Origin of the sequence: Chelonobacter oris, assembly GCF_000772535.1 — a bacterium.
GTDB classification, from domain to species: domain Bacteria; phylum Pseudomonadota; class Gammaproteobacteria; order Enterobacterales; family Pasteurellaceae; genus Chelonobacter; species Chelonobacter oris.
In genome coordinates this window covers 138,529-156,426 of the sequence record NZ_JSUM01000003.1, presented here as the reverse complement: position 1 = coordinate 156,426, position 17,898 = coordinate 138,529, and the positions used below count along the sequence as shown (strand labels likewise).

Here is a 17,898-nt window from a genome sequence, read left to right as displayed (position 1 = left end):
TTCCGATCCGTTTGGTTTATTCTAAAATAAACCGCTCTCGCAACTTGTGTAATTCGTCACGCACGGCGGCCGCCTGTTCGAACTCCAGATTCTGTGCATGTTGATACATTTGCTGTTCCAACTTTTTAACCTGTTGTTCGAATTCTTTGGCGTTTTTCGGTTGGTAAACCGCACTTGGCTCGGCGACTTTTTGCATTTTCTGCTTGCCGCGGCCTTTATTGCCCGAACCTTGACCGATATCAAGCAATTCGCCGACTTTTTTGTTGAGCGCTTGCGGCACAATGCCATATTGCTCATTATACGCTATCTGTTTCTCACGGCGACGATTGGTTTCGCCGATGGCTTTTTCCATAGAATTGGTTATCCGATCGGCATACAAAATCGCTTTGCCGTTGAGATTTCGCGCCGCCCGTCCGATAGTCTGAATCAGCGAGCGCTCGGAACGCAAGAAGCCTTCTTTATCGGCGTCTAAAATCGCCACCAGCGAAACCTCAGGAATGTCCAACCCTTCACGCAACAGGTTAATCCCGACCAATACGTCAAATTCGCCCAACCGCAGATCGCGGATAATTTCCACTCGTTCAACGGTATCGATATCCGAATGCAAATAGCGCACTCGAACACCGTGCTCTTCCAGATAATCGGTCAAATCCTCCGCCATGCGTTTGGTCAACGTGGTCACTAACACCCGTTCGTGTTTATCGCTGCGAAATCGGATTTCCGACAATAAATCATCGACTTGGGTTGCAACCGGCCGCACTTCCAGAATCGGATCGAGCAAACCGGTCGGGCGCACGACTTGATCAATCAACTCTCCGCCGGATTTCTCCAGTTCATACGGCCCCGGTGTGGCGGAAACGTAAATCGTCTGCGGCGCCAAGCACTCAAACTCTTCAAAACGCAACGGGCGGTTATCCAGCGCCGACGGCAGACGGAAACCGTATTCCACCAGTGTTTCCTTACGTGAACGGTCACCACGGTACATACCGCCGATTTGCGGCACGGTAACATGAGATTCATCGATAATCAGCAAACCGTCACTCGGAATATAATCGAACAGGGTCGGCGGCGGTTCGCCCTCTCCTCTTCCCGACAGATAACGCGAGTAGTTTTCAATGCCCGAACAATAGCCCAATTCATTCATCATCTCAATATCAAACTGAGTACGTTGCGTAATTCGTTGTTCTTCCAATAATTTATTGTTATCCAATAAATATTGGCGCCGTTCCGCCAATTCCAGTTTAATCTGTTCAATCGCTTCCAGCACTCGTTCACGCGGTGTTACATAGTGGGTTTTCGGATAAACGGTATAACGGGGAACCGCACCGAAATTATGTCCGGTCAGCGGATCAAACAGGCTCAAACGTTCGACCTCTTCGTCAAACAGCTCGACACGCAACGCCACATCATCAGATTCCGCCGGGAAAATATCGATGATCTCGCCACGCACCCGAAACGTGCCGCGCTGAAACGCCTGATCATTACGGGTATATTGCAGCTCCGCCAATTTGGATAAAATTTGGCGTTGGTCGATAATTGTCCAGGTTTGCAGGTGCAGCATCATTTTGAGATAGGAATCCGGATCGCCCAAACCGTAGATCGCCGACACCGACGCCACGACAATGGTATCCCGCCGTTCCAGAAACGATTTGGTCGCCGACAAACGCATTTGTTCGATTTGATCGTTAATCGAAGCATCTTTTTCAATAAAAGTATCACTTGCCGGCACATAAGCTTCCGGTTGGTAATAGTCATAGTAGGAGACGAAATATTCTACCGCATTTTCCGGGAAGAAAGCCTTCATTTCCGCATACAGCTGCGCCGCCAGCGTCTTGTTCGGCGCCAACAACATTGCCGGTCGATTCAGGGTTGCGATAACATTGGCAATGGTAAAGGTTTTGCCTGAACCGGTAACGCCGAGCAGGGTTTGGTGCGCCAAACCGTCCTCTAAACCGTCAATCAGTTTGGCAATCGCCTGCGGCTGATCACCGGAGGGCTTAAAATCGGAATGCAGTTTGAACGGCTTGACATTCAATTTCGCGTTGGCTTTTGGCATAGTCATTCACTGTGGGTTGAAAAAATTGAGTGCCATTTTAGCATATTTCCATCCGAAATTTTCATATGACCTGTGAAGACTTACCGGCAATTGAACGGTGTTGCCTATTTCAGTGATATATTAGCGCACTTGAGTATTTTTTTAGCGAAAAACAATTATCAAAAATCGACTTTTTGCACAGTCTTTCCGCTGTCAAGGGGCAAGCTTCAAATTTTCAAAAAAAATAATAAAAAAAAGACTAGATTTTTCTTATCTAATTGATAAAAAAAGAAATGTTATTTTATAGCCAAATTTCAAGCTGATCTCGCCAAGTCGCATATTTACTGTATTTCGCCCCACTACTCAAAAACTAATCCACAAAGTTATCCACAGCCCGTGTGGATAGAAAACCCCCCGCTTTTTTCTGCAAATTATTTGACTTTCAGCCCTTGACAAGCCATTTTGATCTCTCTATCATACGCCCCTCAATTCGACATTGTGATGTCGGGAAACGAACAATTCCTCCTTAGTTCAGTCGGTAGAACGGCGGACTGTTAATCCGTATGTCGCTGGTTCAAGTCCAGCAGGAGGAGCCAGTTTTCTCTGTCGGTTAGCTTTTATTTGTCTCCTTTTGTAAACGCTTTTTGTAATCCGATAGAGTTTAGCCCATAATTGTTTATCAATTACGGGCTTTATTTTTATCTACCCTCAGGAAATACTATGTTACTCGCCTCCCTCGCGGTGATTGCCGGTCTGATTGTTTTAGTCTGGAGCGCCGATAAATTTGTCGACGGCGCCAGCCAGACTGCGCAATATTTCGGAATGCCGAAACTGTTGATCGGCATGTTGATTATCGGCTTCGGCACTTCCGCCCCTGAAATTGTGGTTTCCGTAACCTCCGCCGTGCAAGGCAATCCCGGAATTGCACTGGGCAACGCTTACGGTTCCAATATTGCCAATATCGCCCTGATTCTCGGCGTCACCGCCATCATCAGCCCGGTTTTGGTCACCCCGTCAATTCTCAAAAAAGAGTTGCCGTTATTATTCGGCGTTAGCGTGATTTCAGCGATTTTATTGTTTGATCGCGATGTCAGTCGTGTTGACGGAATCCTATTACTGGTCATTTTTACCCTGTTTATGTCAATCAGCATTTGGCACGGTTTAAAAGTGAAAAATGCCCTTCATTTAGAAGAAGACGGCAACAGCCAACCGGTCATTCTCGGCAGAGCAATCGCCTTGGTAGTGCTCGGCTTGGTTTTATTGGTCGCCAGTTCGCAATTGTTGGTCTGGGGTGCGGTGACGATAGCCAATCATTTCGGTGTCAGCGAGCTGATTATCGGTTTGACCGTAGTCGCCGTCGGCACGTCGTTACCCGAACTGGCTTCAACAATTGCCGCCGCCCGTAAAAACCAGCATGATTTGGCGATGGGCAATATCATCGGCTCGAACCTGTTCAACACCTTAGCAGTGGTCGGCTTGGCCGGCACGATTCATCCGCTGCAAGCCGATAATGAAATTATGACCCGTGATGTTCCCGTCATGCTGTTTCTGACTGCTATTCTGTTTATATTCGGCTACCGTTATCGCGGCGAAAACGGTTATATCAAACGTTGGGCCGGCGTGATTTTACTGCTAAGTTACATCGCTTACAGCGGTTATATCTTCCTGCAAATCACACAATAGTGAAAGTGCGGTCGATCTGACCGCACTTCGCATTTCTACCATAGCGTCCCTTTCGGATTTACGCTAAAATGACCCGATTTTCGTCCTAAAAATAAAGGAAAACAACCCATGTCAACGCAATTTGTTTATACGATGCACCGAGTCGGCAAAGTCGTGCCGCCGAAGCGTCATATCCTAAAAAACATTTCCCTCAGCTTTTTTCCGGGCGCCAAAATCGGGGTACTCGGCTTAAATGGTGCCGGAAAATCCACCCTGCTGCGTATTATGGCGGGGATCGATAAAGATATCGAAGGTGAAGCCCGCCCGCAACCGGGAATCAAAATCGGCTATCTGCCGCAGGAACCGAAACTTGATCCGCAGCAAAGCGTGCGTGAAGCGATTGAAGAGGCAGTCGGCGAAGTCAAAAATGCATTGACGCGATTAGATGAAGTATATGCGCTGTATGCCGATCCTGATGCCGATTTCGATCAATTGGCCGCCGAACAAGCCGAGCTAGAAGCCGTTATTCAGGCACATGACGGACACAATCTGCAAAATCAGCTGGAACGTGCCGCCGATGCATTGCGCTTGCCGGAATGGGATGCCAAAATCGAACATCTTTCAGGGGGCGAACGCCGCCGTGTGGCGCTTTGTCGGTTACTGCTCGAAAAACCGGACATGCTGCTGCTCGACGAACCGACCAACCATTTGGACGCCGAATCCGTGGCGTGGCTTGAACGCTTCCTGCATGATTATGAAGGCACTGTGGTTGCGATTACCCATGACCGCTACTTCCTCGACAATGTTGCCGGCTGGATTCTGGAGCTTGACCGTGGTGAAGGCATTCCATGGGAAGGCAACTACTCTTCTTGGCTAGAACAAAAAGAAAAACGTTTGGCACAAGAAGCCGCCGGTGAATCGGCACGTCAAAAATCGATTGAAAAAGAGTTGGAGTGGGTGCGCCAAAATCCGAAAGGTCGCCAAGCAAAAAGCAAAGCGCGTATGGCGCGTTTTGAAGAGCTCAACAGCGGTGATTATCAAAAACGCAACGAAACCAACGAGCTGTTTATTCCACCCGGCCCACGTTTAGGCGATAAAGTGATCGAAGTCAGCGGATTAAGCAAATCTTACGGCGACCGCACGTTAATTGATGATTTGTCGTTCAGCATTCCAAAAGGGGCGATTGTCGGGATTATCGGTCCGAACGGAGCAGGGAAATCGACTCTGTTCAAAATGTTGAGCGGACAAGAACGCGCGGACAGCGGTTCGGTCACGCTGGGCGAAACCGTAGTGCTGGCATCGGTCGATCAATTTCGTGACAGCATGGACGACAAAAAAACCGTGTGGGAGGAAGTCTCCGGCGGATTGGATATCATGAAAATCGGTAACTTTGAGATCCCGAGCCGCGCCTATGTCGGGCGTTTCAACTTCAAAGGCGTGGATCAGCAAAAGCGTGTCGGCGAATTGTCGGGTGGGGAGCGTGGTCGTCTGCATTTGGCGAAACTGCTGCAAACCGGCGGTAATGTATTATTACTTGATGAACCGACCAACGACTTAGACGTGGAAACCTTGCGCGCACTGGAAAACGCCATTTTAGAATTCCCGGGCTGTGCATTGGTGATTTCCCATGACCGTTGGTTCTTGGATCGGGTCGCTACCCATATTCTGGATTACGGCGACGAAGGCAACGTCACCTTCTACGAAGGCAACTTCAGCGATTATGAAGAGTGGAAAAAGAAAACGTTTGGTGCCGAAGCCGTACAGCCGCACCGAATGAAATACAAACGAATGGCAAAATAACGTCCATACCGCACTTTCGCACTTTTCATGACTACAGCACCTCATTAACGAGGTGCTTTTTTATTGATAACGGTTTAACGTCCAAACAGTGCCGAGCCGCTGTTGACCGGCAAGGCATCGACAGACAGGAGTGCGATCCCCATGCCGATCAACAATAAACCGAATAACACTTTCAGCAATATAACGGCGGTTTGTGAAAACTGCGGTGAGAAGTACCCGCGCCCCAAAAGCTGTGCTCGCCGCCGTGCATACAGCACCAGCAAGGCAAACAGTGAAAGTGCGGTTCCGGTTCCGACCGCCATTGCCATAGCGGCTGCCATTCCCCATAGATAGAGATCCAACAGATAGGCTAAAAACAGTACGGCAATCGCACCGCTGCACGGGCGTGCGCCGATACTGAAAACGATCATTAACCGGTTTTTCCAATCGTTTCCCTTTTCCAATTGTCTAGGCGAGGGAATATGTTGATGACCGCAGCCGCACTGATCATGCGAAAGTGTTGTCTGCTGCCAAAGTGCGGTCTGCGACAGCGGACGGATTCGATAGATATTGCCCAATTTGCGTGGTTTGCGCCGATAAGCATAAAGATGCCACGATTTAATGACCCAATAGCCGCCTAATGCGATCATCAGCAAAAAGCCGAATCGTTCCACCCAAAATTGGCTCAACCTGAAATAGCGCGAGGACAACTGCAAGCCGACCACGATAACCGTGACCATTGCAATTGCCGCCGCACCCTGCACCAATGAGGCGAAAAAGGTCAAATACAAACTGGTTTTCAGCTTGATCGGGCTGGTAGCGAGGTAACCGGCAATAATAAATTTGCCGTGCCCGGGGCCGACCGCATGAAACAAACCGTATAAAAAACTGAGCAAAATCAGCATGAAGCCGGCACTCTGCCGATGTTGCTGAATCTGGCGCAGCGATTCCGATAACGATCGATTAAATATCACCTGCCATTCAACCGCTTTCGCCAACAACCACGGATAGAACACGATCAACAATACCGTCAACAGCGTTAATCCGCCAATTTGCCGCCACACTGCGCTTTTCTTTATCGGCATGTTAATTTAACCTGCTGTGCGAATTGGCTTCCCAATGTCAAATCTTCGTCACGCTGACTTTTATCCAGCGATTCGGCATAGTTTTTCAGGAAATCATCGATTTTCGGCGTGTAAACGCTGATCTTGCATTGCGGATATTCCGGCAAGGTGCCGTTCATTGGGCTGGGGTAATACATTGCCACATAATAACCGGGATCATAGGTGGACAAACTGCCCTCAAAGCCCGCCAGCGGTTGCGGCTCGGCAAGGTAGAACCGAAAAGAAAACCATAGCCGATCGCCCTGTATCCGTAATTCATCGCTGTCGGGTTTGGTACTGTAACGCAAAGGCTGCCTGTTTTTATCGTAAAAATAACTGAAATAGTGCTGATTCACGATATTCTGCATAATCTCGCCTGTCATTCGGCGACGGGTTTGCGCGCTGTCTTTCGCCCGGTTCAAATCATATATAATTTCCGCTGAAGCCGCGGGATCGAACAGCCAGCTCATGCGAAAGCCGATTAACCGATTCTGCTCAATCAAAAACTCGGTTTGCATCTCGATAAAAGCGTGCGGATGCGCATTTGCCTGCCAAGTCAATAACCACGCCATGCACCCCAAACACCATAACCGCACTTTTCGCATTCGGAACAATCCTTTTACCGATAGACTCAACTTAAGGCGCAGCCGTTTTTATAAAAGATTTCGCGCTGAACCCAGATCGGATATCCTGCGCTGTTCCGCTGTTTTTTGGCGGCGCTTTTGACCGTCGTTTGTTGTACGGCGGTCAACAGATTTTCCGCAATCTGATCATAAGGCTGTACCGCACTGATAATCTGATTCGGCAATAACTCCAGCATTTGCTGATCGCCGAAGGTGGCGATGGTCAAGTGCGGTGGAATGCGTCCTTGTTTTTGTAATAACGCTTGGAACACGCCCTGCAGCAATGTCAGCGAGGTAATAAACAGCGCATCGGGTAACGGATTTTCCGCCAACCAGAGATTGAACGACTCTAATGCCGAATCACGGCTAAAGTGCGGTGCATACAGGTAATCGACACGGCAGCCGCAATCCGTTACCGTTTGTCGGAAACCCGCTTCCCGTTGCCGGCTGATCGGGAACTCCTGCTGTGCGCCGAAATACAGCACCGACTGCGGTTTGCCCTGTTGCAATAGTTTTTCCGCCAGCTGACTGCTGTCTTGTTCATCGTGATACAGAATATTAATATCATTGACATTATTGGCTTTACGGTCAAAACCGATAATCGGCACATCGCCAATTTGCCGATAAAAAACGTCATCTGTCTCAAGTGCGGTTGATACCACCAACGCATCGATTTTTCTCGCCAACAACTGCGTGGCACAGGCTTTTTCATTTTCCCGATCATCATTCGAGCAGGAAATAAACAACTGATAGCCGGCTTTACGACACAACGTTTCAAAGCGCATGGCAATTTTGGCGTAACTGATATTCTCCAAATCGGGCACAATCAAACCGATGGTATTGGTATGCCCCGCTCTCAGCCCCGCCGCCACCGGATTCGGTTTGAAGTTATGCTCGTTCACCACCGCCATGACGTTGGCAATCGTGCGATCGCTGACCCGATACTGTTTTGCTTTGCCGTTAATCACATAACTGACCGTGGTCCGCGACACCCCGGCTAATTTTGCTACTTCATCTAATTTCATGGATATTCCTTTAATACAGCCAAATAGAAACAGAATACAACTTATCCAAATAAACAAAACCGCACTTTCGTCATCACGGTAAAGTGCGGTTTGTCGGCTATTTCACTCTCATGCCCGGAACAGCGCCGTTATCCGGACTCAAAATAAACAATTCACTGCCGCCCGGTCCGGCAGCGAGTACCATCCCTTCCGAAACGCCGAATTTCATTTTGCGCGGTGCCAAATTGGCAACCATCACCGTTAAGCGCCCTTCCAAATCCGCCGGCTTATAGGCGGATTTGATTCCGGCGAACACCTGACGGGTTTCACTGCCGATATCCAGCGTCAGTTTCACCAGCTTATTCGCTTCCGGCACGGCTTCCGCCTTGACGATTTTCGCCACACGCAAATCGATTTTGGCAAAATCGTCAATGCCGATGGTCTCGGCAATCGGTTCAATATCGGATTTGGCTTCTGCGGCTTTTGTTTGTTCCGTCGGCGCCGCCAACTGTGCATTTTCCGTTTTGGATAATTCTAGCAACTCATCAATTTGTTTATTGTCCAAACGGCTGAATAACGCTTTGAACGGCGCAATTTGATGGCTTAACAACGGTTCGGACAAACTATCCCATGTCAATTCGGTTTGTAAAAACGCTTCCGAACGCTGCGCCAAATTTGGCAATACCGGCTTCAGATAGCCCATTAAGATACGGAACATTTCAATACCCATTGAGCAGATATGTTGCAGCTCTTGCTCTCTGCCTTCTTCTTTGGCGACAACCCAAGGCGCTTTATCATCAATATATTTATTGGCTTTATCGGCTAACGCCATAATCTCACGGATTGCTTTACCATATTCGCGGTTTTCAAAATAGGTCGCAATAGTATCGGAAGCCTGATGAAACTCGGCTAATAGTTCCGGATTGTCTAAGCTGCCCGCCAATTTGCCGTTAAAACGTTTTTGAATAAAGCCGGCATTACGTGATGCCAGATTCACCACTTTGTTAACAATATCTGCATTCACCCGCTGTACGAAATCCTGCAAATTCAAATCCAAATCGTCAATACGGTGACTCAATTTTGCCGCATAGTAATAACGTAAATATTCCGGATCCAGCAGTTTCAGGTAGGTTGACGCCTGAATGAATGTGCCGCGCGACTTAGACATTTTTTCGCCGTTAACCGTTACATAGCCGTGAACGAAAATATTGCTCGGTTTGCGATAACCGCTGCCTTCCAGCATCGCCGGCCAGAACAGGCTGTGGAAATACATAATGTCCTTGCCGATAAAATGATACAGCTCAGTGCCGCTCTCTTTTTGCCAAAATTGGTCAAAATCCAGCCCTTCACGAACACATAGATTTTTAAACGACGCCATATAGCCGATCGGCGCATCCAGCCAGACATAGAAATATTTGCCCGGCGCATCGGGAATTTCAAAACCGAAATACGGCGCATCACGGGTAATATCCCATTGTTGCAGCCCCGCCTCAAACCACTCTTGCATTTTGTTCGCCACTTGCTGCTGTAGCGAGCCGGAACGGATCCAACTTTTCAGCATCGTTTCAAAGCTCGGCAAATCAAAGAAAAAATGTTCCGATTCTTTCATTACCGGCGTCGCACCGGACACCACCGAACGCGGGTTAATCAGCTCCGTCGGGCTGTAAGTCGCCGAACAGACTTCGCAATTGTCGCCGTATTGATCTTCCGATTTACATTTCGGACAAGTTCCTTTCACAAAACGATCCGGCAGAAACATTCCTTTTTGCGGATCGTATAACTGCGAAATAGTACGGCTTTTAATAAACCCGTTATTTTTTAATCTGGTATAAATCGTTTCTGACAACGTGCGGTTTTCTTCGCTGTGGGTAGAATGGTAATTGTCAAAACTGATGTTGAAACCGTCAAAATCCGCTTTATGTTCGCTTTTGACCTGTTCAATCAACTGCTCCGGCGTAATCCCCAATTGATCGGCTTTCAGCATGATCGGCGTACCGTGCGCATCGTCAGCACAGACAAAATAGATTTCGTGACCACGCATACGTTGAAAACGCACCCAAATATCCGCCTGAATATGTTCCAGTAAATGACCTAAATGAATCGGGCCGTTGGCATAAGGCAAGGCACAAGTCACCAAAATTTTGCGTGCTGAAGTTGACATAATAATGTAGAAACCCTTGTATAAGATTTTATCGAATAAACAGGGGCTAATATTACCTTAACGCCGCTGTTTTTGCCAGTTGAACCGCACTTTGCCGCCGATTGTGCGATATTGCCGATTTTAACTTAACAGTTCTCGCCAAACATGATTAAATAGCGCTGACGAATATGACTTAATATGCTTTATAACCCTATAATAAAAAAGGATTTATCATGGGATTATTTTCCTCTACTTCACTGAGCGACGCTCAAAAAACACAGATTGAACAACGAATCGCCGATTTTCGCGATCCGACTTTACAAAAGAACTTAATTGAACTGAAAGCCTTAAAAAAAGTGGAATTGGGCGGCAACACGCTACGCTTGGAATTAACGCTGCCGTTTGCTTGGAACGGCGCTTTTGAACGCTTGAAAACCGCACTTGAAACCGATTTATTGGCGATCAGCGGCGCAACGGAAATCCGCTGGCAGCTGAATTATGCCATTGCTACTCTGAAACGCGCCAATAATCACCCCGCCGTCAACGGCGTGAAAAATATCATTGCCGTTACCTCGGGCAAAGGCGGTGTCGGCAAATCCAGCACGGCGGTGAATCTGGCTCTTGCCCTGAAAGCCCAAGGCGCACGTGTCGGCATTCTGGACGCCGATATTTACGGCCCGTCGATTCCGCATATGCTGGGGGCCGCCGACCAACGTCCGACCTCGCCGGACAACAAACACATGGTCGCCATCGAAGCGCACGGCATTTATACCAACTCCATCGGCTTCCTGATGCCGGCCGACAATGCCACGATCTGGCGCGGTCCGATGGCAAGCAGTGCCTTGAGCCAGTTATTGCAAGAGACTTGGTGGCCGGATCTGGATTATCTGGTGATTGATATGCCGCCGGGCACCGGCGATATCCAACTGACCCTCTCGCAGCAAATTCCGGTTACCGGTGCAATCGTGGTCACCACGCCGCAAGACATTGCGCTGTTAGATGCCGTCAAAGGGATTGCGATGTTCGAAAAAGTATCGGTGCCGGTATTGGGGATTATCGAGAATATGAGTATGCATATTTGTGCCAACTGCGGACACCATGAAGCGGTATTCGGTACCGGCGGCGCGCAAAAAGTGGCGGAAAAATACCATATTTCCGTGTTGGGGCAAATTCCGTTACATATCCGCTTACGGGAAGATTTGGATCAAGGCTTACCGACCGTTATTGCGGATCCGAACTGCGAAATCAGCCAATCGTTCCTACACTTGGCGGAATCCGTCGCCAGCGGGCTATACTGGCAAGGCAGCGTCATTCCGGCGGAAATCATGTTTCGGGAAGTCAAATAACCCTTTTGCCGAACCGCACTTTATAGACAAAGTGCGGTGTATAAAGTGCGGTTTTGATATCGGCTACGGCACGGCCAGCACGGCACAGTTACATAAATCGTCACTTTCAAAACATGTTTGTTCGCCTGCGGCAAGATTCGGCACGGGAAACAGGCGCACCGTCAGCGGTTTATTCAAGCGAAACGCCATCGTGCCCGTATCCCGCATCAGCGCATTGATTTTCTCCGCCGACGTATCGCCTTCAATCGGCACCGTATCCAGACCGATACCGCAAACACTGCTATAGGTCAACAACGCGCGAATATCAAACTGATTGCGCCGTGTCGCTTCAGCCAATCCTTCATCTTCCGTGACCGCCAGCATTAACCCTGAAAAGCCGACGGCATCGACATTTTTCACGGATTTAAATACACGCGTCAGCAACGCTGATGCTTCCACCGTTCCCGCCGCACCAAAATACGGCACACCCAGCAAGCGATAGACATCAACCATCGAATGACAGTTTTTCGACGGCGCCGCCGATGTATCCATGCCGGCAAACTGCCAGTGCGGATCCGTTTCGGCCGAACGGACGCCGGCCATAACCCGATCAATATGGTATTGCAATGCGGCACTCATAGCCTGATATGCCGCCGTTAAAAATTCAGCCTGTGGCTGCGCCTCCTGTTTCTGAATTTTTTCTAGCGCCGCCACCAGTAAATCAGGCGTTTCCAGCCCGATCACAACGCAATTGCCCGCTTCGCTGCGATGGTAACCTGCCGGAAAATACGGAATCAGCGGGCGACAATTGAAATTCACCGTGAAATTAAAATTCCCTTCTCCGTTCGGGGTAATTTCTGCAATTTTTTGCACCGCTGCGGTACAACGTGCAATCTGTTCATTGTCCAAAAACCCGAATTCATTGCATTCGATATTGACGCAGGCATTGCAAAGATCGCCATAATCTTTAATCAGCTCCGGCAGCAATGCAATTTCATGCGCCGTTCTGGCTTCCCCGATGGCAAAGCGAATCCGCAAGTCCGATCCTTGATTCAAGCGCAGCAAAATGGCTTTAATCGCCGCCAGCCCTTGCTTTGCCGTTTCGATACTGCTGCTATCCAAATATTCGCCGAACGGATTGGTTACGATTCGTACTGACTGCACCTGATAACCGTACTTTTGCAAACAAGCCGCCAAAACATCACACTGTTTTTTGGCATCCGCCAACTGTGCTTCCCAATGTTGGCTGTCGACAGACAATGTGGTAAATGCCGTAATTGCCCGAATACGGCACAAGTCCGTTGAAGTGAGATCCATTTTGCTTCCCTTTTACTGCTGTTATGTCAATCAATTGTTATAGTTATAGCGGTAACCTTCTGTCCATGCAACAAAAAACTCGCCGCAACAGGCGAGTTTCATAAAATCGGAAACGGCTGACTATCAGGTCGCCAAGGTTTCTTGTTTCAGATGTTTGATATGCCGGTTTATCTCCGACATCACACTGAATTTTTTTAGATTTTTTACTTTAGGCAATACGATTTTGCCCTGCTCGAATTCAAACAATCCGACCCCACTGATGAAGAATGAACCGGAAAACAGAATTTTGACATAACGGGCGATTTGGAAAGGATTATAGCGTTGAAATACTCTGACTTGCATAATATCTCCTACTGAGTTTGCTAGTTTATCTTTTAATTATTTTGCTTTCTGCATTGTCTTTGACTATCAAAATGAACGATGGTTCATTTTTTATTTTATACGAAAAGTGCGGTTAAATCTCATTGATTAACCGCTCTTTTGAAGTGGATCACACTTAATCGGGAATCGGGGGCTTACTGTTTGCGCCGACTTTTCACCGCTGCTGCCAAATTGCGTAATACCTGTTCGCTGTCTGCCCAGCCCAGACAACTGTCGGTAATACTTTGCCCGTAAACCTGCGCTTTTCCGTTCACTAAATCCTGACGGCCTTCCACCAAATGACTTTCAATCATCACACCGAAAATCCGCGTTGATCCGTCGCTGATTTGACGGCAAACATCAGCCGATACATCAAGCTGTTCCTTGAATTTTTTATGGCTGTTGGCATGACTGAAATCAACCATCACATGGGCTTTCTTGCCGGCTTTTTCCAAAGCTTCGCACACGGTCGCCACCGATTGCGCATCATAATTGGTATGATTGTCGCCGCCGCGCAAAATGATATGGCAATCATTGTTGCCTTTGGTGGTCACAATCGCCGAATGCCCGAATTTGGTCACCGATAAAAAGTTATGCGGCGCTTCCGCCGCACCGATAGCGTCCAACGCAACCCGCACGCTGCCGTTGGTGGCATTTTTGAAACCAACGCCGCAGGACAAGCCCGACGCCAGTTCTCGATGCACCTGTGATTCGGTGGTTCTGGCGCCGATAGCGCCCCAGCTCATGAAATCCGCCACATATTGCGGCGTGATCATATCCAGAAATTCACCGGCAGCCGGCACTTCCAAATCATTAATGTCGGACAGCACCTTACGCGCAATCCGTAAACCGTCGTTCAACTGATAGCTGTCATTCAGATACGGATCGTTAATCAAACCTTTCCAGCCGACGGTCGTGCGCGGTTTTTCAAAATAGACCCGCATGATAATTTCCAGCTCGTTACCTAATTCAGCACGCATTTGTTTGATTTTTTGCGCATACTCCAGCGCCGCTTTCGGATCATGAATCGAACACGGCCCGATAATCACCAGTAAGCGATCATCATTACCGTGAATAATATCATGTGCTTTTTGGCGCGTCGTTGCCACGGTTCGGGCGGCGGTATCACCGGCGGGATATTTTTCCAGTAATGCCACCGGCGGTAACAATTGCTGCGTATTGGCAATACGCAAATCATCATTTTTATACATGGTTGTGTCCTGAATACAGTAAAAATAAAAATCGATTATGAGTCTAACACGCATATTTGTACTAGTAAACTAGTTCATCAATACATTTGTTTAATAGCTGCTTAATACCGCTGCCGGCTGTAATTTTGCCGCCCGTGCCGCAGGATAAAGGCTGGCAAGCAAACTCAACAGCAATGCCGAAAATAACACTAAACCAACATCACCCCAATGCAATTCGCTCGGCAAGAAATCAACAAAATAAATGCCGTCGGATAACAGTTGCGTTTGTAACAGGGATTCGATTCCTTTAATGATGCCGGTCAGGTTCAACGCCAATAAAACACCGACAACAATGCCGATCAAGCAGCCTTTCATGCCGGATAGCAAACCGTAGCCGATAAAGATCCGACGGATAAAACGGTTATCGGCGCCCAAAGTGCGCATCACGGCAATATCGCCCTGTTTGTCTTTCACCGCCATAATCAAGGTGGAAACAATATTGAAACAAGCCACCCCGATCACCAAGACCATTGCAATATACATCACACTGCGAATCATCTGGATATCGCGATACATATAGCCGAATTTGCCCAGCCAGCTGGTTGCGGTGAGTTGTTGCGGATAATCCGCCAGACTGCCGTAATCCATTCGGTCGACCTGAAACGGATCGCGTAGTGCAATTTCAATGCCGCTCGCCTGATCCGCACTTAGCCCCAAATACTCGCGCGCCGTGCCGATCGGCAATAATGCGAAACTATGATCCAATTGCCCGTCTAAACGCAAAATTCCGCTCACATCAAGTCGAAAGCGTTTCGGCTGAGCGCTTGCCACATTATCACCGGCTTGCGACAACAGCAGCGAGACCGAATCCCCGACCTTGACATCAAGATCTCGGGCAATGCCGGCGCCTAAAATCAAACCGGATTGCGGGTTAAAATCCGCCCAACGGTTATCCTGTACAAATTGCCCGATGGCACTGACCTTGTCCTGTAACGCTCTGTCCACGCCACGCAGCTGCACCACCTTCAAGCGACTGCCGTTTTCCACCAGTGCGGTAAAGCCGACATAAGGCGCAATGCCTTTGATAATCGGCTGCGAATTCAGACGTTGTGCCAAATCCTGCCAATCCTGAATGTCATTCTGACGATTTTCATTCGGATAAGCGCTGATTTCGATATTCGGCACCACTGCCAACACCCGTTGCCGCAGTTCGCGCTCGAAACCGTTCATCGCACTTAAACCGATAATCAGCACCGCCACGCCCAGTGCAATACCGATCGTGGAGAAAGCCGAAATCAGACTCACCAGACGGTTTTTCTGTTTGCCGCGTTGATAACGCCAAGCGATTAAAAACGGAGTGCTCATGTTCTTCCCCTATGCGGCACGCAAAACACCGTCTTGCATCACCATACGGCGCGACAGCCTGCCCGCCAGATTCATATCGTGCGTTACCAGCAGAAAACCGGTTTTCTGTTGTTGATTCAACTGTTGAATCAGCTCAAAAATACTTTCGGTAGTTTTTCGATCCAGATTGCCGGTCGGCTCGTCCGCCAACACCAGCGCCGGACGGTTCACCAATGCGCGCGCAATCGCCACTCGTTGCCGCTCGCCGCCCGACAATGCAGACGGACGGTGCGAAGTGCGGTGTGCCAGCCCGACCGCACTTAGCATCTGTTCGGCACGATCTTTGGCTTCGGTTTTATTCTGTTTACCGATTAACAGCGGCATCATCACATTTTCAAGTGCGGTGAAATCCGCCATCAAATGATGGAATTGATAAACAAAGCCTAAATAACGATTTCGCCGTTCTGCCAGTCTGTTCGGTGAAAGCGTAAACAGGCTCTCCCCTAATAACCGCACTTCGCCGCTGTCCGCTTTATCCAAGCCGCCAAGCAGATGCAATAAGGTGCTTTTGCCCGAGCCGGAGCTGCCGACAATCGCCACCAATTCGCCGGGTTGCATAGCAAAACTAACCTGTTTCAACACTTGGGTTTGGCTTTCCCCTTCTTGATACGACTTGCTTAACTGCTCGCATGATAAAAGTGCGGTTTGCTGAGTATTATTCATAGTATTCTCTAAATTATTCATAACGCAGCGCATCTGCCGGCTCGATCTCAGCGGCGCGGTATGCCGGATAAAGGGTGGATAACAATGTCAGCAGCAGCGTGATAACCATAATCACCATCAACTGCCCGACATCGAATAATACCGGTAAATGCACCGCGGCATTCGGCATCGCTGCGCCTAAAATAAGATTGATATTCGACGCGGTCAATATCCCGAATCCGGCACCGAGCAACATGCCGACGGCACCGACTAACAACCCCTGAAAAATAAAAATTTGCATCACTTGCCGTTTTTTCATGCCCTGCGTTTGTAAAATTGCAATTTCGCCCTGTTTATCCAGCACCATTAAACTGAGAGAAGTGACAATATTGGCAACGGCGACCACGATAATCAATCCGATCAACAAACTCATCATGTTTTTTTCCATCGCTACCGCTTGGAAAAATTCGCCTTTCTGTTCACGCCAATCGGCAATTTTCCAGTTGTCCGACGAGAAATAACGGCTCAATTCGGTGATTTTAAACGGATCGTCCAGAAACAGGCGAACGCCCTGTACTTCTTGCGGCGGAATCCGTAACAAACGCCCGACATCTTCGATGTTGGCAAACACTTGCCGCTGATCGCCTTTTACGCCGCCGTCAAGAATCGCCGACACCGTAAACAGCCGCTGCACCGGCACACGCCCGAACGGGGTATACTGGCTATTCGCCGCCAACATCACCCGCACTTTATCGCCTGTCGCCAGTTTGAGTTCCTGCGCCAAATCAGAGGCAATCAAAATATGATATTCACTCGGCGCCAGCACCCGCGTCAAATCGAGCTCCTCCGCTGCCAACAGCGGATCGTCCTGTTTATCGGAAACCCCGATAATCCTCGCCGCACCGATACCGTTTGCGGTTTGCAAAATCACATCGCTGCTGTTAATAGCAACCGCACTTTGCACGAAAGGCGGCAGCGTTTCCAAGCTGAAATTCGCCGACAGATTGCCTTGCGGCAATTGAATTACGGCATGTGGCAAAGTGCTTAACACATTGTCTTTTTGCTGTTGCTGCAAACCGTTCATCACCGACAGCACGATCACCAACGCCATCACACCTAAGACGATACCGATACTGCCGAGCCAAGTCACAATCCGCCCGAAACGATCCGCACTTTTGGATCGCCAATAGCGTAACGCAATAAATAAAGGAACGTTGATCGCCATTATTTTATTTCCTGTAATCCGGCTTTAAGCAGATCGATAACTTCTTGTTCATCAGTATCCCATTTATCTTGTAAAGCTTAATAAATCGC

General features: G+C 48.7%; 14 protein-coding genes and 1 tRNA gene. 4 read left to right on the top strand and 11 right to left on the bottom strand.

The genetic code is table 11. The annotated features are described in order from the left end of the window. Positions 1 to 16 precede the first annotated feature (16 nt). Entirely contained in the window at positions 17 to 2,056 is a 2,040-nt protein-coding gene (uvrB, locus tag OA57_RS02140; RefSeq protein ID WP_152596703.1) for an excinuclease ABC subunit UvrB, read from the bottom strand. Between the two features lie 499 nt (positions 2,057 to 2,555). On the opposite strand from uvrB, the gene OA57_RS02135 reads away from it, so the two are divergent. The 3 genes from OA57_RS02135 (at position 2,556) to ettA (ending at position 5,497) form a co-directional block, all read left to right on the top strand. Next, positions 2,556 to 2,631: transfer RNA gene (locus tag OA57_RS02135), tRNA-Asn, on the top strand. Between the two features lie 124 nt (positions 2,632 to 2,755). After that, positions 2,756 to 3,718, top strand: coding sequence for a calcium/sodium antiporter (locus tag OA57_RS02130; RefSeq protein ID WP_034612829.1), 963 nt, complete (start codon positions 2,756 to 2,758; stop codon positions 3,716 to 3,718). Between the two features lie 108 nt (positions 3,719 to 3,826). Continuing rightward, positions 3,827 to 5,497 carry an energy-dependent translational throttle protein EttA gene (ettA, locus tag OA57_RS02125; RefSeq protein ID WP_034612826.1) on the top strand — a complete coding sequence of 557 codons (1,671 nt, stop codon included), beginning with the start codon at positions 3,827 to 3,829 and terminating at the stop codon, positions 5,495 to 5,497. 74 nt (positions 5,498 to 5,571) lie between these two features. Here ettA and OA57_RS02120 read toward each other — a convergent pair whose 3' ends face one another. From OA57_RS02120 to metG, 4 genes are all read right to left on the bottom strand, one after another. Continuing rightward, positions 5,572 to 6,561, bottom strand: a complete 990-nt coding sequence (locus tag OA57_RS02120) for a nickel/cobalt transporter (RefSeq protein ID WP_034612824.1) — start codon at positions 6,559 to 6,561, stop codon at positions 5,572 to 5,574. Then, positions 6,552 to 7,184, bottom strand: coding sequence for a DUF1007 family protein (locus OA57_RS02115; protein WP_052122333.1), 633 nt, complete (start codon positions 7,182 to 7,184; stop codon positions 6,552 to 6,554). The genes OA57_RS02120 and OA57_RS02115 overlap by 10 nt, the downstream gene beginning before the upstream one ends. Positions 7,185 to 7,210: 26 nt before the next feature. Further along, positions 7,211 to 8,227 carry a catabolite repressor/activator gene (gene cra / locus OA57_RS02110; RefSeq protein ID WP_034612819.1) on the bottom strand — a complete coding sequence of 339 codons (1,017 nt, stop codon included), beginning with the start codon at positions 8,225 to 8,227 and terminating at the stop codon, positions 7,211 to 7,213. A gap of 97 nt (positions 8,228 to 8,324) precedes the next feature. Continuing rightward, positions 8,325 to 10,367 (bottom strand): methionine--tRNA ligase, encoded by a 2,043-nt coding sequence (gene metG, locus OA57_RS02105; RefSeq protein WP_034612817.1) that lies wholly within the window; start codon positions 10,365 to 10,367, stop codon positions 8,325 to 8,327. Positions 10,368 to 10,579: 212 nt separating this feature from the next. Between metG and apbC the strand changes: the two genes are divergently transcribed. After that, positions 10,580 to 11,692, top strand: a complete 1,113-nt coding sequence (apbC, locus tag OA57_RS02100; RefSeq protein ID WP_034612814.1) for an iron-sulfur cluster carrier protein ApbC — start codon at positions 10,580 to 10,582, stop codon at positions 11,690 to 11,692. A 63-nt stretch (positions 11,693 to 11,755) separates the two neighbouring features. Here apbC and OA57_RS02095 read toward each other — a convergent pair whose 3' ends face one another. The 6 genes from OA57_RS02095 to OA57_RS02070 all read right to left on the bottom strand — a co-directional run bounded on the left by OA57_RS02095 (position 11,756) and on the right by OA57_RS02070 (position 17,809). Beyond that, positions 11,756 to 12,988 carry a DUF711 family protein gene (locus OA57_RS02095; RefSeq protein WP_034612810.1) on the bottom strand — a complete coding sequence of 411 codons (1,233 nt, stop codon included), beginning with the start codon at positions 12,986 to 12,988 and terminating at the stop codon, positions 11,756 to 11,758. Between the two features lie 123 nt (positions 12,989 to 13,111). Further along, the gene (locus OA57_RS02090) at positions 13,112 to 13,330 is read right to left on the bottom strand and encodes a DUF1107 domain-containing protein (RefSeq protein ID WP_034612807.1); all 219 of its coding nucleotides are present in this window, start codon (positions 13,328 to 13,330) and stop codon (positions 13,112 to 13,114) included. 173 nt (positions 13,331 to 13,503) lie between these two features. Then, positions 13,504 to 14,559, bottom strand: coding sequence for a 3-deoxy-7-phosphoheptulonate synthase AroG (gene aroG / locus OA57_RS02085; RefSeq protein WP_034612806.1), 1,056 nt, complete (start codon positions 14,557 to 14,559; stop codon positions 13,504 to 13,506). A gap of 90 nt (positions 14,560 to 14,649) precedes the next feature. Next, complete coding sequence (lolE, locus tag OA57_RS02080) at positions 14,650 to 15,903, bottom strand: lipoprotein-releasing ABC transporter permease subunit LolE (protein WP_034612803.1); 1,254 nt, start codon at positions 15,901 to 15,903, stop codon at positions 14,650 to 14,652. A gap of 9 nt (positions 15,904 to 15,912) precedes the next feature. Then, positions 15,913 to 16,605, bottom strand: coding sequence for a lipoprotein-releasing ABC transporter ATP-binding protein LolD (gene lolD / locus OA57_RS02075; RefSeq protein ID WP_034613551.1), 693 nt, complete (start codon positions 16,603 to 16,605; stop codon positions 15,913 to 15,915). Positions 16,606 to 16,618: 13 nt separating this feature from the next. Continuing rightward, positions 16,619 to 17,809, bottom strand: coding sequence for a lipoprotein-releasing ABC transporter permease subunit (locus OA57_RS02070; protein WP_200883584.1), 1,191 nt, complete (start codon positions 17,807 to 17,809; stop codon positions 16,619 to 16,621). Between the last annotated feature and the right edge of the window lie 89 nt (positions 17,810 to 17,898).